A 16,162-nucleotide genomic window follows, 5' to 3' on the forward strand; every position below is an offset into this window, starting at 1 on the left:
GAAAGTTCTGGATTGATTCACTATTGAGATCTCCTTCAGACTTGCGATTTGTGACTTTGAGCATGACATCATAGGTTTTGAGATCGGCTTCTTTCCATTTTCTTTCTTGGAGTAGTTTCTCTAACTCTTGAATTTCTAATGGTTTCCGAATACAGGTCTTTTTTTCTGTTAAAAGGTTAATCTCTATAGCGGCAGGTTCATTATTAATATTGATGATTTCTAGGGTTCCGACTCCATCCTTCAGAATTTTATCGATTTTTTCTTGAAAGATTTCAAAGCGATTTTGCTCGGGATCATCTGAGGCGACAGAAATTTGTATTTGATCTCCTTCTACGATAGCATTTTCACAAAAGGAATTGGGTAAAGCGTACAATTTCAGATCATTAGGGTTAACGATAATATTAATTTCTTCAACGTAGCCTCTCAACTCTTTTTTTTGCTGAAGGTATTCATTGGAAAAACCCAAAAGTTCACTATAAAAATCAATAACATCTTTGTTGTTAGCTCCTAAATAATTAAATAGATCGACATGAGTTAAGGTTCCGTAAACCGTCACAATTGATCCCATTAGCATCCCCGAAACAAAAATGGGAAGGGGTTTAAAGATCTGTCTAATAATTGTTTCTGTTTTTTCACTGATGTTCGTTTTCATACTAAAGTTAGGGTAGATGCCATGGCATCAAGACTGAGAGGAGAATGAAACAATGAGAATAGCTAACTCAGATTGCCAGAAGTAGAACAGAGGTTGATTCTTCGTTGTAAAATCTGTGCTTTGGTCTTGAACATCGACATTATTCTCTAAATTATAACTTTGTCGAGGTGAGGGGGTGGATCAATTCGGTCTGAGCCTGCGTTCATTTAAGAAATCGCGGATCAAAGTTTGAACAATTCTATTATACAAAGCTGAGGTCACAATTAGACTTTCTCTAACAAAGGATCGCTAGGCGACGAACTTACTTGACTGCATTTTATCCTCCTCTAGTCTCTCAGTTGATTTGCTTAATGAAATTAAAATTTTACCGGGTTTGTCAAAACTTTATAGAATTTTTTAGTTTAATTTTAAATCAAAATTTTTGAGAGAGTATTATTTGTTTTTTGAGTTTTCAATAACTCGACCTGGACTTGTAAATGCAATCCCTTGGGTTCGAGATGTTCCAAATAGCGAGAGTGATGAATATTAATTCAACATTGATCATTGAGTTGAACATTGTCTGATCAGATTCTGGCAACCTCAGATTAATCATCTCAGATTTGGTTTCATTGTACCGGATAATGGTAGGTTGAACAGTTAGACTCAAGTTAAAAACAAACCCAATTTATGAGCGTTGCAGACGATAAAACCGTTGTTCGAGAATACTTTAACTCCACAGGCTTTGACCGTTGGAGACGAATCTATGGCGATGGTGAGGTAAACAAGGTTCAACTCGATATCCGCAATGGACATCAACAAACCGTCGATCGCGTGCTAAACTGGCTGAAAGCAGATGGCAATCTTTCGGGTTTATCCATTTGCGATGCGGGGTGTGGTGTGGGGAGTTTAAGTATTCCTCTGGCAGAAGCAGGGGCTGTGATCAATGCCAGCGATATATCTGAAAAAATGGTGTCGGAGGCGAGTGTTCGAGCCAAAGCGACATTAGGAGAGCAAGCTAGCAATGTCACGTTTACGACTCAGGATTTAGAAACCTTAGAGGGTCAATATCATACCGTGGTTTGTCTGGATGTTTTGATTCACTATCCTGATGATAAAATGGCGGATATGATTGATCATTTGGCATCCTTAGCGACAGATCGCTTAATTTTGAGTTTTGCACCCAAAACCCTAGCTTTGACGATTCTCAAAAGAATTGGTGAGTTTTTTCCAGGCCCTAGCAAAACGACTCGTGCTTATCAACATCGAGAAGCGGATGTCGTGAAAATATTAGAGGCTCGTGGCTTTAAGATTACTCGGAATGAGATGACTAGCACTCGCTTCTATTTCTCTCGTTTGTTAGAGGCGGTTCGCTCTTGAACTTCATTCGTTTACAGTCAACTGCTATTGGAAATAACAATCTCAGCTAGAGCGTGAAGCGATGTTAAATTGCCTGCTGATTGCTAATATCATTCTAGGGGAAGGTAATGCAGTTGATTAAACTGATCACTGCAAGTTTGTTAGTTTCTGTAGGGCTATTTTTTGGGTTGGCGATCGCAACCGAACTCGTCAATCCAGATGCTTCTTCTGATAGCAAACTCAGCACTACAATTGGTGGGTTGACTTTAGGTTTACCTGCGTTAAGCCTTGGCAGTTGGCTGTTGTGGAATGGATATCATCAATTTCGTCAGAAGATAGAACATCATTCCCGCCGAATTAATTCTATCTTCTTTCATTTACTGAGCCAAAATTACGGTAAAATTAAAGTGAGTGATTTGGTTAAATACACTCGATTATCTCAACAGGAAGCCCAAGATTTTATCGAAAGTAAAGCTCTAGAACTGAATGCGACTCTTGAGAGAAGACCAGATAGAGAAACAGTTTATCATTTCCCTTCAAATTCTGTCTAGAAAATTTTCTGACGAGGGTGAAAAACAGCCTAAAAACCTGAGAGAATAAGAGTTTAACATACCCCTTCAATACTATTCTTAACTGCTAGATAAATTTCATATTCTGGTTCAGTAAGATTAATTAAATTTCGAGATTAAGTATATTGTCCTAAAGCCATTTGATTTATACAATCATTTTCACCTCCACTTTTTAAGTGCGATCGCCGACGGGTGTAGTAACGCATAACTATTCTATAATATTTTGGTGGATTCTTATGAGTCATGCTAACCCCTCGACGGAATTTGACTCAGATACAAGAAGGAATTACGAACCATATTTTGACTAAAACTATCAAGGAGTCAAGATTTCATCTCTCCCGTTTCAAGAGATATTCGTTATATTGAAAAATAGAAGATGTTAGATGAGGTGCGAGATGTTCCGAAAATTCTTCGCTTTTAAGAATAGATACAAGACTGGTATAACCATGATTGGGTTTATCCTTTCCCTCGTAGTTGTGATCAACTTGAATACGGGAAAAACTCTTTCTCAAAACATAACCCTCAGTCCCCCAGAACAGTCCGAAATTGCTTCTGACTCCACTTTATCAGAGAAGGTGATGAAAATGGAGCAGAGGCTAGAAAAAGAATTTGAGGTTTATTTTGATCGAAACCTAGCTGAAGTTGCACAAGCGGGTGATGGTATTGCTCAAAAGCTGTTAGAAATTAGTCAGGAAAGTAACATCAAACCTGCCGTTTTTTGGGCGATTCCTGAATCTGAATATTTGCATTTAGTATTGATTTCTCCTGGACAAAAACCTCTCGTTCAAAATGTCGAATCTCTCAAACGCGAAACTCTTGTTAATGCAGTAACAGCCTTTAATTTTGAAATTACTAATCCCCGCAACCTTTATACCGACTCCTACTTAAATCAAGCCCAACAACTGTATAATTGGATTATCAAACCTTTTGAAGCTAACCTAAAAAAAGAAGGAATAGACACTGTATTATTTTGTTTAGGAAAAGGGTTGCGTACTCTACCTATAGCCGCATTGCACGATGGTCAACAATTTTTAGTCGAAAAATACAGCCTCTCAATTATTCCAGCATTTAACTTAATTGATTCTAATTATACTCCTATAAAAAAAGCAAGAATTTTGGCAATGGGAGAGTCTGAATTTCAAAATAAAAGCCCTTTACCTGCTGTTCCCCTGGAACTTTCAGCCATTGTTGATACAAACGCTATGGAAAATATCTCAACTCAAAATTTATCTGGAGGTTGGCCTGGAAAATCATTTCTCAATCAAGATTTTACCCTAGAGAACTTAAAAGCTCAACTGGCTTCTAAAAGTTTTAGTATTATTCACTTAGCAACTCATGCAGAATTTCGACCCGGAAAACCCGAAAATTCCTATATTCAATTTTGGAATACTAAACTGAATTTAGATGAAATGAAAGAGATTAGCTGGAATAATCCCTCGGCTGAATTATTAGTTTTAAGTGCTTGTAAAACCGCAGTTGGAGATGAAGATGTGGAGTTGGGTTTTGCGGGATTAGCCTTACAAGCGGGGGTTCAGTCTGCATTAGCAAGTTTATGGTATGTGAGTGATATTGGAACTTTAGCCTTGATGAGTGAATTTTACCAACAGTTAAAAACGGCACCTTCTAAAGCAGAAGCAATTCAAAAAACTCAAATTGAAATGATTCAAGGTAATGTGCGTTTAGTGAATAATAAGTTGAAATTTTCGGAAAGAGAAATATCTTTACCTAAAAATTTATCTGTCTTAGGAGAAACAGATTTTTATCATCCTTTTTATTGGTCAGGATTTACTCTTATTAGTAGTCCTTGGTAGAGACTTCTAGTGTAATTAATCAGAATGACAATTATTCTAGAGTAAAAAATATCATCCTGAACGCAGTCTAGCATCTCTATAGATTCTTCGTGACGTTCAGAATGACAAAACCCTTTTATTTCCCAACGAGAGAACTTACTGAACTGCTACCACTTGTTCAACACTTTCATTCGCCATTCTATCAACTGCTTTAATCGCATAAGTTCCTTGGGGAAGTCTTACCGTTGTGGTTTCAGCGTTGAGAATATTCATTAATTCCCAAGTATTTCCCTGCTGTTGATACACCGTCCAAGAGCGAATATCTTCCGATAAAGACGGACTCCAACTCACCGTATCATAACGAACTGTGACATCTGTGGGCGGTTGAGGGGGTTCATTATCTAGCCACGTCATCGCTGGAACTAACGCAGGTTTTGAATACAACCCAGACTTGAAAATATCATTCACACCTTGACGATTATCCCGAAAAATCTTCATGCTAAAAAAGATATTTCCCAGGGATAAATACTGGGCATTTTGGCGCGAAATTTCCACTTGACGTTCAAACTCAGAAATCGGCCAACCATTGTCGAGTTGACTCAAATAATTTCCCGCATAAATATGACGTTGCTGAGGATTATTTCTTAACCACCAATTCAACAAAACTGGATAACTTTGTTGCGGGGGATCAATTCGCCAATATAATTGAGGTGCCAAATAATCTACCCATCCCTGTTCCATCCACAATTTGACATCCGCATACAAAGCTTCATATTGATCCATTCCGACAATTCCAGACGCTTTTCCGGGGCGATAAATTCCAAACGGACTAATCCCAAATTTAACATAAGGTTTCGTCGCTTTTATCCCCTCCGCAATACGTTTAATCATCTGATCAACGTTCTGACGACGCCAATTTGACAGCGATAAAGTTCCGCCAGAAGCCCGATAAGCGGCGTAGGTTTGAGAGTCAGGAAAATCAACACCAGATTTGGGATAAGGATAAAAATAATCATCCAAATGAACCCCATCAATATCGTAGCGTTGAACCACATCCATAATCACATTATAGGTGCGGTCTTGTATTTCTTTAACGCCGGGGTCCATCCAAATCAAATCACCATAACGATAGGCATATTGCGGATAAACAACCGCCATGTGATTAGGGGAAAAAGGAGAGTCTTGGCGGGCGAGTCTAGCGCGATAGGGATTGAACCAAGCATGAAGTTCAATATTACGTTTATGACATTCTTCAATTGCATATTGGAGCGGGTCATAATAGGGGCTTGGTGGTACTCCTTGCGCTCCCGTTAACCAACCACTCCAGGGTTCAATTTGAGACTCATATAGGGCATCGCCATTGGGTCGAATTTGTAGCACTAAGGCATTTAGATTCAACTCCTCCATGCGGCGGAGAATTCCTAACAGTTCAAATTTTTGTTGATCGACGGGTAAATTGGGTTTACTCGGCCAATCAATATTGACAACTGAGGCAACCCATACTCCTCGAAATTCCCGTTGATGGTTAACGTTATCGAGGCGTGTTGCTTGTTGATTTTGAGGAATATTTGTCGCTGGCGAGAGAGATTCTACTTTCTCTGTTAATTTGCCTAATTGTTCTTTGATTTCGGGTAAATCAGGGAAAACTTTCTGAAAACTATGATTCGGACTATTGGTGTTTTGGATGAGAGATTCGACTTCCTGAGTTAATTCTCCCAATTTTTGTTTAACCTGAGGTAAATCGGGGAGAACTTGCGGAAGATTGTTTTCAGAAATATTGGCGGTTTGAGTGAGAGATTCGACTTCTTCTGTTAATTTGTTTAATCTGTCTTGGACTTCTGTTGAATCGGAAAAAACTTGCTGAATACGGTTGCGAAAAAATTCCCGTTTTTCTAACAAATTTGACCGCAATTTATGAAGCAGTTCGCCTTCGGGTTTTTCAACCTTCGGTGTCGGAATATTGGGATAAATTGAATCTGGCGGTAAAGAATAAGCTTGAACCTGAGTCAGCATTAATCCCATGAACACAAAAAAGATGCTAATCGCGGCTTTGTGTTGAAAGCGGGTTAGCTTGCGGTTCGCGGGTTGACGGGTACTGGTGGGTCGGTTGTTCACTCGTTGACGTATCCATTTCATAGCATTGTGCGGGTGAAGGGTTAACACCAAAAGTCAGACAACAATTCTTAAGCGTATCTGAGATTGGGTTCAGTAACAAGGGATTTTTGGTACAGAGATAGTCATCCTTGTTTTTCTAAGGTGGGTAAGGCGCATCCGCATAATATCCAAATTGGCGTTAGGTCAACTGTGGAATGCTAGGTGGTCTGTAGGTCTAGACAGGAATCGCGACTGCAATGCTTCGTTCACAATAGAACTTTTTAGATATAGCAATATTACCTGATTTGTAAAAAATCTATCCAGAGCAGCCCCCAGAATTGGGGGTTTGGGGGCAATGTCGTTTACAAATGATTTCTTATTGCTATAGAGTTTGGGCGATTGATGTCCGACAACTGATTATTTAACTGTTATACTGCTGTCAATTTTGTTTGGTTAAAACAGGATTTTTTTGGATTGGAAACAGTCTGATGATTAAAGATCTAAACCTAAGTTATGATCATATTTTTGGGATTGAGTATAGTTTTAATCAATTTGATGTTTATTATAATCAAAATGTTTTTCGGTTAAACTCTATCGAAAGGGAGAGTGTATATTCTGCGTCCTCTCAAATTAGACAAAATTACGGATTCATTTTGGGTTGATAAATTGCTGTAAAAATCAACTTATAAAGTCTGAGATAGGATTGAACTTCCATCCGGTATTTAATCCCCCGTTTGAGTAATTACTCTTCGCTAAGTTGTGACGAAGGTTAGGTGGGTTTTAATACGCTACAATGGCCAATTTAACTATTCTTTCGGACAGTTAAGGATTCTAAAAAATTGAGATATCATGTTAATAGCAGTGTAATTTAGGGGAATTAGAAGGCATGATTTGGGGATGTCACAAAACTTCTTGATTTTTTTACGGAAGTTCACACAGAGTAATCTGTAGAATACCCAATATTTAGCAGAAAACGACTAGCTTAACAATGTTCTACTGAAAGAGAGTGTATATCGAGTTGAGAAACTCATTTCATACTTCTTACAAGTTCGTGTCCTTGAACAAAATAGGAGAAAGTTGTACAATGGAAGTGATTGTAATTTTTATGGGAATTGCTCTTTATTTAATTTGGGGAGAAGAAAACCAACCGAAGAAAGAGAAACCCAAGGAAGAGTGGCAAGTTGTTGATAAGAAAAGAGTAACGACAGTTGAAGAAAAACCCAAATGATTCTTGTTGGATTAATTTAGAGTTTTTTCTTTTTTAACCTTGAGTCCCGAAAAATTCACACCCTAAACAAAGACTAATGGCTTGTGTTTAAACGGTGCAAATGCTTCAGCATCAAACCGATATAAACTTGCGGGTCGCCCCGCCCCTCGTGATGTTTTTTTCCCAGTATCGCTCAGAAAGCCTAATTTCAGTAAACGGGCGCGAAAATTTGAATAATCAGAAAAGCCGTCTCCCAAAACGGTTGTATAAAGTTGGTACAAATCTCCCAAAGTAAATAATTCAGGAAGTACATCAAAAGCAACGGGACTATATTCAAGTTTGTTACGTAGACGTTGATAACCATATTTCAAGATTTGATTGTGATCAAAAGCCAGTGAGGGAACTTGTTCGAGAGGATACCAAGCAATTCCGGTCACACCATCGGCAATTAATTCAGCTTCTTCAAACCGAACTAAGGCAAAGTAACTCACCGATAAATAACGAATATCATAACTTTCAGGACTTTCACGGGGATCTCGATGCGGCCCCCCAAAAGTATACAGTTGTTCTAAGTATAAGTTATTAACGCGAATTTTCTCCGATAAAATCCGATAAGCAGCATCTTCTAAAGATTCTCCCTGGCGGACAAGGGTTCCTGGAAGACTCCAGCGATCGCGAAACGGATCTTCTGGTCGCATCACCAATAAGACCAACAGGCGGTTTTGGGTCGTCTCAACTGAAAAAATAATATTATCGACTCCAACTTTGAAGTCTTCTAGGGGATGAGGGGTCGTTTTTTTTTGGCTGCGTCCTGCCATCTAGTTCTGCTTGAGTTACTGATTTACAATTCAACGGTTCAGTCCGATGAAAATCTTACATGAGTCTAAGTCGCTGACGTTAATTTTAACTCTAGCCTAGAACTCGATGAACTGGGTTTCCTGGAATGCTAGGTCGAGGACTGATACAAACTATTTTGTTCAATATAGGCGATAATAGCAGGCGTTAAGGTTTCTGGATCTCCATTTTCGCGGTAGTTTGATGAAGAAACGGGTAAACCTGTAATTGAAGCGATCGCCACATTTCCCCCTATTTGTTGTAGCTTTTTGATATTCTCATCCTCAACTTGATAACCAGGCCGAGGAATAACCAACAGGTTAACTTTACTCAGTAATGCTTCTATCTTATACCAACTCGGCATCTGGGCGATTAAATCCGAACCGACGACTAAATGTAACTCGGCATCAGGCCTGTATTGTTCAACCCCTTGTACCGTTTCGAGGGTACGACGACTGCTGAGTTCTTGGTGAAGGGCGATATTATCGTGAGGAGAAATATCCTCTATCAAAATTTTCAGCATCGTTGTGCGATGTTCTATTGTGGTCTGGTGAGACTTAAACGGGTTATCAGAAGCCCAGACGACAACTTGATCAAAATGTTGAGATAACCAACTCAAAATTTTTTGATGGCCTGCGGTGGGAGGATCGGCGCTGGTGCCAAATAGAGCAATTTGCATTAGGGAATAGGATAAACTACGGCATTATATCTTAAAAAAATAGCACTTAGTCAATCTCGACAAAACCTGCGATCGCCTTAAAATTCTAGATCTGCATTAATCGCCATTAGATCCCAGAATTTAAACTTACTTCAATTCCCCACTTTTTCCCACCGTCAAAAGTCGTCAAACATTAAAGAATAGAAATAGAGTTGATCACTGGATCATGATTAATTCTCAGTAGCTTTCTCAAATGTTTTTCTCTTCCCCATCCTAGCCTTATGGTCTAGGATTTTTGTATAAATGCTATTTCAGCGATTCTATATTGTCGGAGTTGGGAGTATGAGGCGTGGAGAGAGGGGTGAGAATTTGATCTCCCTATTTCCCCATCTCCCCACCCATCAAATTAGGACTCTAGCGGCGTTTCAATGGGTTCAAATAAGGTAAAGTCTTCTTCACCGATATCCCCCACCGCAATACCCGGTAAAGTCGCGAGAACTTCATCTGTACTGGTCACTTGAATTTGAGTTAGACCGGAAATTTGAGAAATCGTCAGTTGGTCAAAGGTTAACCCTTGACCCAAAACAAACAGATCCTGACCATCTTCATAGTCTGCAATCAAGTCTGTTCCTGACCCTTCGACGAACAAGAAGCGATCGCGTCCGTTACCGCCGTCTAGTGTATCATTTCCATCATCCCCAGTAATGAAGTCATTCCCTTCACCTCCGCTAACGAGATCATCGCCTTTTCCGGCGAAAATAATATCATCTCCGTTACCGCCCAGAATTGTGTCTGACCCAGTATTTCCGAAGATAATATCATTTCCATTTCCACCTTCGATGTAGTCAATATCGCTAGAGTCATCGCCGGGAAGTGTACCGCCAATACCGCCAAAGATCGAGTCATTTCCGGCATCGCCGTAGCAGTTATCATTTCCTTGACCTGCTAAAATCAGATCATCTTCTGAACCTCCATAGATATTATCATCCCCGTTTAAAGCGGCGAGAAGATCACTACCCTGGAAGCCGAAAATATCCTCACCCTCGTCGGTTCCCAATAGTTCGTTATCGTCTGCATCTCCTTCGATAATATTGGTGGTGGTATTCGGGGGACGAACAGGAATGTCTACATCAACGGGAGGAACAGGAGGTTCTGGGGTTTCACCGTCATCGACAGGGGGTTCTGGGGTTTCACCGTCATCGACAGGAGGTTCTTCTTGATCACCATCATCGACGGGAGGTTCTTCTTGATCACCATCATCGACAGGAGGTTCTTCGTCTTCGGGTAATGGCGGAATTTCAGGGATAATAAATGATGAGACTTGCAACTCAAAACTGGTTTCGACTTCCGCTTCACCATCACTAGCGACAACGGTAACATTAAACGTTCCTTGATTAACAGGTGTTCCGATAATCAACCCAGTATTTTCATCAAGAGTTAACCCCGCAGGTAAATTCGGACTACTAAAAGTCAACGGATCGTCATCGTCATCGTTGAAATTATCTGCAATATTGAGGTTAAAACCAATATTCACCTCTCCGGTTTGGCTAGGAATATCCTCAACAATAACAGGAGGAATATTTTGTTGTTCAATCACCGTTAAGCTAGCGGTTTGGAAGGTTTGACTAAAGGCAGTGGTTTGACCCGTTTGAGTCACATTAGCAAAAGTACCACTTTCCCCAAAAGTACCATCCCAAGCAAAGAATGTAATAGCCCGTTCAATTGTTCCGCTAAACTGAATACTGGTAGCAATAAAACGAATTTGGAAGGTTGCACTCAAAAGTATTGCATTTTCTTGAGAAACACCGATAATCGTGTTCCAACTTTCACCGTTATCTGTGGAATATTCCCAAGTTCCGTTTGTGTTGTCAACGCCTGCGATCGCAATTCCGATATCATCATCATCACTATCGTTGCTAATTTCTCCAACAAAATCAGCGATTGAAATTCCCTCCAAGTTATCAGGATTGGAGAGGTTTTCCAACTCCCCTAAACTCAAGTCATCGGGAGTATCTTCTGAGAAAACCGGGGCGCTATTTTGGGCGGTAATCGAATAAGCCGTTGTGCTTCCGCTAACTTCGTTACTAACAATTAATTGGGGGTTTTCTCCTGGTACAAAAGTAATCCCTTCTGGGGCGAGATCTCCAGATGTTCCTGCTTCTGGATCACCACTAAATTCACGGTCATTGATATATTCAACAAACTGGGGTTGGCTAGGGTTGGTAATATCATAAGACATAATCCCGCCCATCCGTTCTAAACCGATGAAAGCGTAAGTTTTTTCGTCTATTTGTCCAATTGCAACGCCTTCGGTTTCTGGTCCTTTATTGTCGCTGCGGTTATCAAAAACGTTTTCATCGTTGGTAGTATTGAAGAAGTCGGGGAATTGTTGGGCAATAATCTGTTCAAATTGATCACCGCTATCAAACACTAACTCTAAACCATTTTCTGTGGGTTCCCAGATGGAAAAAGATCGACCGCCAAAAGCATAAAGTTCGTCATAGTCGCCATCACCATCTGTATCTCCAAGTGTATTTGTGACTTCCAAACGTCCTAAATTTTCGGGAAGTTGTAACTCGGCTGCATTCGGGAAAGCGGTTGGATCAAGGGTGAGATCTTCGACACTGGCTTCTTCGGTAAAAGTGTCATATTCGCGACTATCGCCTTCATTCGCTGTGACAATATAGGTAACACCATTTGCTTCATAAGTTGCGATTCCGTCGGGCTGATACATCCCAAACAACTTCGGATAAGTGGTGATATTAATAGCCTCGTCTCGATCACTCGCATCTAGAGGAATTTGGCTGTGATCTTTGAAGCCAAGCGGGAAAATATCTGTTACCGTACTGGTGGCAATATCAACAACTGCGATCGCATTATTTTCTTGCAAAGAAACGTAAGCAGTTGTCGAGTCTGGGGAAACAGAAATAAACTCAGGTTCGACGTCTTGGGCGACCGTTGCATTCGGCCCAAAAATTCGGACTCCGGCTTGTTTTAACTCATCTATTTGGTCGTTAAAATCGGTAAAGGTTGCGGTTGTAATTTCACGAGTTTCAACGTCAATAATGCTAATTGAACCTTCTGGGTCAACGCTATAATCTGCATTGGGTTCCCCTTCGTTAGCAACTAAAATTGTGCTACCATCAGGAGTAAACGTGACCATATCTGGTAACGCCCCGGCTATAATAGATTCGCCTTGAATATTTCCCTCTGTATCGAGGAAGATAATTTGACCGTTTTCTTGACCGACATTCGCCTCAACTGCAACGACAATTACCCCCTCAAATATGGCGACACTATTAACAACACCGCCAAAGGATGAGAGGTCAACTCGTTGAAATAATGTCGGTTCAGCCGGGTTAGAAAAGTCGATAATATCGAGACTCACATCAGCATTATTGGTAACAAATGCCCGTTGAGTCGTGGTATCAAAAACGTTGATTTGACTGGCAGAATCATCAAAAATTCCCGTTTCAAACCGTCCTTGAACCTCTAATATCTTTTCTCTGGGTTGAGGTTGAGGTGGCTGAGGCGGAGGAGTCTCTGTTTCAACTTGTTGGATGCGTTGATCTTGTTCTGGGGGAGTGTCTTCTTGCGTAAATACAGGAGTCGTTGCATCTTCATCAGCAGGGAATGTTTCTGTTAAAAATTCTGCTAACGCATCTTGTTCGGTTCCATCATCTGCAAAGGTTTCTAGGTTCGTTTCGGGGGCGGGTTGTTCGACTAAATTAACCCGATTTTCCCCAAACAACGGGAAGGGATAACTATCACCACCCCCCGCTAAAAACCCTAACGTTACCAAACGAATTTCGCGGTTTTCATTCCCAATGATTTCCCCATTTTCAACGACGGTATCAACAGCCGTCCCGTCTTCATCAACAATTTCTAAACTAACAATTCGTTCCCCTTCTGTAGCGACACCCGTTGCAATTTGGTTGTCATCCCGTTCAAATTCTATCGCTTGTTGAGTCGGGTCATAAGTAAACCGCAAACCCCCAACTTGGGGAAACTGTCCGGGTGTTGAACCGGGGGCGACACCAGCCACACCATGTTCGAGAATTTGTTTGAGTTCTGCTGCGGTTACAGTTAATAGGGATAAATCATTATTAAACCGTAGGGCGTTTTCGATATCGAGTTGAGAAATTTCTCCTTCTTCTTTAAGACCGGGTACGGCTTGGGGAGGTAGTTTTTCTAACTCATCACTCACACCACCGGGCGGAATAAATGCCGTCCCAATATTATCACGAATTCCGCCCCCATTTTTAATGGAAACAACAACATCTTCGTCGTATTCTTGGGCAATATTTAAGTTAGCATCTGCACTTAAATTCCCCAAATTTGTTTCTTGAGTGCGAACATCTCCCCGAGTTCCATTCAGGAAAACGTCTGTTAAACCAAAAACATTACCATCTTTGGCTTGAACAATTTCATCAATTGCCGAGGTCACTTCAACAACTATCGGATCGGCAACATCTGCGGGGTTAACATCTTCGCCATAAACCCGATCAACTCCGGCTTCATCGGTTGCATAGGCACCGCTTTTTTCCCCAATTTCGGTAATAATTCCATTGGCATCAAAATCAGCAATTAACCGCCCCACATACTGATAATTTCCATCGGTATTAATCACATAAACAGGTTCATCACTAGCCGAAGTTTTCTCAAGCGGATAGGGGTCTGCTGCGGTGTCGCCTTCTCGCAAGATATCGTCTTCGTTGGCAAGTATTGTATTAGAACCCCCCGCCATGATAATATCAACATCTGTGAGCAATTCTGCCAATTGTTCTTCAATGGAGATTTGCTGCATATGAGACACTAAAATGATTTTATCAATTCCCTGACTCACCAGTTGATCGACACTCGGTTGAATTTCTCCTGCTAAAGCTGCAATATCATCAGGAGTGGGTGGTGTAACGGTAATCCCACCAATATTAGCAATAGCAGGTAAGCGAGGCGTGGTGGCACCGACAACCCCTATCGATTCGCCGTTAACCTCTATGACGACACTATCACTAATTGTGTTCGGTTGGGGGGCATTTGCGGGGTCTACGACTAATTCGGCTAAGTCGGGTTCGCCTGTAAAATCGAGGTTCGTGGAAAGGTAGGGAAAGGCTGTTCCCGGATAACCGCCTTCTGGAATTCCTGGCCCGGTAATTTCTGCGTTGGGACGAATCAGGGTATTTAAGGCGTCGGGGCCGAGGTCAAATTCGTGGTTGCCAATGGCTGCGGCTTGAAAACCGAGGGCGTTGTTAATTAAAATATCGGCTATTCCGGGTTCGCCGTAAATCTCCCGACTGGTGTTGAAAAATGGCCCGGCAATGAAGACGTCACCGGAAGTCAGTTTGAGGGTATTCTCAAATTCAGGATCGGCTTCTAAAGCATTAACAACAGCCGAAAAGTTGACTGCATCGGTAACTGCCGAAATTCCTGCTTCTTGTTCGGAGGTGTGGAGAAGTTCTAGAGTAAAGGGACTACCCTCATTGCTGTCATCCTCAAAACTGAGATCTGCAAAGACTAAACGGTGATCGGAAGCGTCTATTAAATCTGATCCGAGTGTACCTGGCGCTGGCCAGAATACTCCGGTTTCATCAATTTGTAGGTTCGGTGAAGGGAGTACATAGTCTACTCGCAGGTTTCCGGGGGCGTTATCGTTGAAGTCTGCGGTATCAAAACGGGGGTTTCCTTGCTGTCCAACGTTGGCGCCGGCTTGGGTAGTTGCTGCAAATTCTCCTCCGTTGCTGTCTGGGGTAATATTGACGTCGGTTGCAGAGGCGAGAATGTTGGGATTTTCTATTAGTTGTAAAATCGCATCGTCGGTACTATCGCCATCAAAGGGATCGGCATTTTGATCGCCCATAATTACAAAAGCGGCGTCTGCTGGTAGTCCGCCTGTTGGGGCTTCACTATTTCCGTTGTCATCATAAATATAATCACCTTCGCCCGGAGTAACATAGTCTGCCCAAAAGCGAATTTCATCGTGGTTTCGGCGTCCGTTTCGGTCTTCTTCTCCGTCAAAAGTTGGGGGTGTGGGATGAGAAGCGAGGACGTGAATAATCTCACCATCTACTTCTAAAGGGATATCCCAATGACTTTTTGAAGATAGCGGTAATACGGCTAATTCTTCTGTGGAATACCAGTCGTTTTCTTCGGGTGTTGCGTCGGGTAACAACGCATCTGGCATATCTTTCCAGAGGAAGTCTTGGAATGTCCGAATATTTTCTGTATCAATGGGATATTTTGATAACAATACCATCCCAAATTGACCGGGAAAATTCCCAAATCCTAACGCATCATTTCCATAACCGTCTGCGCCGGGAGTGTTAACAATTTCACCGTTATTATCGAGGTCAAATCCTGATGCAACTCCGGTATTAGAAGGGGCGACGTAAACAAAAGGATAGTTTACAGTTCCAGCAGAATCTGCGATATTTTGGTCAACGCCTAAGTAGTTTTGTTGAAATAAATCAATGGCTTGATTAGGATTTTCTGAGTTATAATCAAACTCATTAATTAATAAAACATCGGGATTAACTTGTTGAATAATCTCGGCGATATTTTGGGCTTGTGGGTTATCTGGTATGGTCAGATCAGTAATCAGTTGACCTGCGGTATCACGATTAAGAGAAGCATTGAATGTAGCAAATTTCACGGTAATTAATTCCCCTCACGAACCCAATTAATTGAACTTAAATTAAAACTATCAAGCTGACACTCAAAAACTCATTCCATTGTTATTGTAATTACTGACTGCATTTTCTGAAAGAATTTTAAAAATCTCTCAAAGTTTTCATTTTCTAGAGAAAAATAATCAAGTCAGAATTAATGGTACTCAAGCAATAGAAGTTAGCTTGGGTATTAAACAATGGAAAGTCATACAGCCTAATGAGATCAGTATTATCAGCGATGAGATCAGCTTAAATTTTGGATTTCCCTATCTAGGGTAACAGCAATTGCTGCAAATTCACTGTTCTCTATGACTGATAATACTGATTCCGATTAGATATGATACTACAAAATGGAAAA

The 16,162-nt window shown here is 41.0% G+C and carries 8 protein-coding genes and 1 pseudogene; 4 read left to right on the forward strand and 5 right to left on the reverse strand.

Translation table 11 applies throughout. The features are described from left to right. Window positions 1–652, reverse strand: a pseudogene (locus L8106_RS24490) (GUN4 domain-containing protein); the annotation flags it as partial. 666 nt (window positions 653–1,318) lie between these two features. On the opposite strand from L8106_RS24490, the gene bchM reads away from it, so the two are divergent. The 3 genes from bchM to L8106_RS24505 all read left to right on the forward strand — a co-directional run bounded on the left by bchM (window position 1,319) and on the right by L8106_RS24505 (window position 4,367). Continuing rightward, complete coding sequence (gene bchM, locus L8106_RS24495; RefSeq protein ID WP_009787194.1) at window positions 1,319–2,008, forward strand: magnesium protoporphyrin IX methyltransferase; 690 nt, start codon at window positions 1,319–1,321, stop codon at window positions 2,006–2,008. A gap of 107 nt (window positions 2,009–2,115) precedes the next feature. Beyond that, window positions 2,116–2,538, forward strand: coding sequence for a hypothetical protein (locus L8106_RS24500; RefSeq protein WP_009787195.1), 423 nt, complete (start codon window positions 2,116–2,118; stop codon window positions 2,536–2,538). 464 nt (window positions 2,539–3,002) lie between these two features. Continuing rightward, window positions 3,003–4,367 (forward strand): CHAT domain-containing protein, encoded by a 1,365-nt coding sequence (locus L8106_RS24505; protein ID WP_009787196.1) that lies wholly within the window; start codon window positions 3,003–3,005, stop codon window positions 4,365–4,367. Window positions 4,368–4,502: 135 nt separating this feature from the next. Here L8106_RS24505 and L8106_RS24510 read toward each other — a convergent pair whose 3' ends face one another. Next, entirely contained in the window at window positions 4,503–6,482 is a 1,980-nt protein-coding gene (locus tag L8106_RS24510; protein ID WP_009787197.1) for a family 10 glycosylhydrolase, read from the reverse strand. A 1,042-nt stretch (window positions 6,483–7,524) separates the two neighbouring features. On the opposite strand from L8106_RS24510, the gene L8106_RS32580 reads away from it, so the two are divergent. Continuing rightward, complete coding sequence (locus tag L8106_RS32580) at window positions 7,525–7,668, forward strand: hypothetical protein (protein ID WP_009787199.1); 144 nt, start codon at window positions 7,525–7,527, stop codon at window positions 7,666–7,668. A 62-nt stretch (window positions 7,669–7,730) separates the two neighbouring features. On the opposite strand, the gene L8106_RS24520 is transcribed toward L8106_RS32580, so the two are convergent. The 3 genes from L8106_RS24520 to L8106_RS29975 form a co-directional block, all read right to left on the reverse strand. Next, complete coding sequence (locus tag L8106_RS24520; protein ID WP_009787200.1) at window positions 7,731–8,465, reverse strand: NUDIX domain-containing protein; 735 nt, start codon at window positions 8,463–8,465, stop codon at window positions 7,731–7,733. 128 nt (window positions 8,466–8,593) lie between these two features. Beyond that, window positions 8,594–9,160 (reverse strand): nicotinate-nucleotide adenylyltransferase, encoded by a 567-nt coding sequence (locus tag L8106_RS24525; RefSeq protein ID WP_009787201.1) that lies wholly within the window; start codon window positions 9,158–9,160, stop codon window positions 8,594–8,596. A gap of 385 nt (window positions 9,161–9,545) precedes the next feature. After that, the gene (locus L8106_RS29975) at window positions 9,546–15,788 is read right to left on the reverse strand and encodes a choice-of-anchor I family protein (RefSeq protein WP_009787202.1); all 6,243 of its coding nucleotides are present in this window, start codon (window positions 15,786–15,788) and stop codon (window positions 9,546–9,548) included. Window positions 15,789–16,162: the final 374 nt, after the last annotated feature.

This window comes from Lyngbya sp. PCC 8106 (assembly GCF_000169095.1).
GTDB lineage: Bacteria > Cyanobacteriota > Cyanobacteriia > Cyanobacteriales > Microcoleaceae > Capilliphycus.

Excerpts from the sequence above, each read along its gene's own strand:
- L8106_RS24505 (WP_009787196.1), top strand. The coding sequence starts at position 3,003 with ATGATTGGGTTTATCCTTTCCCTCGTAGTTGTGATCAACTTGAATACG.
- L8106_RS24500 (WP_009787195.1), top strand. The coding sequence starts at position 2,116 with ATGCAGTTGATTAAACTGATCACTGCAAGTTTGTTAGTTTCTGTAGGG.
- bchM (WP_009787194.1), top strand. The coding sequence starts at position 1,319 with ATGAGCGTTGCAGACGATAAAACCGTTGTTCGAGAATACTTTAACTCC.
- L8106_RS24525 (WP_009787201.1), bottom strand. The coding sequence starts at position 9,160 with ATGCAAATTGCTCTATTTGGCACCAGCGCCGATCCTCCCACCGCAGGC.
- L8106_RS32580 (WP_009787199.1), top strand. The coding sequence starts at position 7,525 with ATGGAAGTGATTGTAATTTTTATGGGAATTGCTCTTTATTTAATTTGG.
- L8106_RS24520 (WP_009787200.1), bottom strand. The coding sequence starts at position 8,465 with ATGGCAGGACGCAGCCAAAAAAAAACGACCCCTCATCCCCTAGAAGAC.
- L8106_RS24510 (WP_009787197.1), bottom strand. The coding sequence starts at position 6,482 with ATGAAATGGATACGTCAACGAGTGAACAACCGACCCACCAGTACCCGT.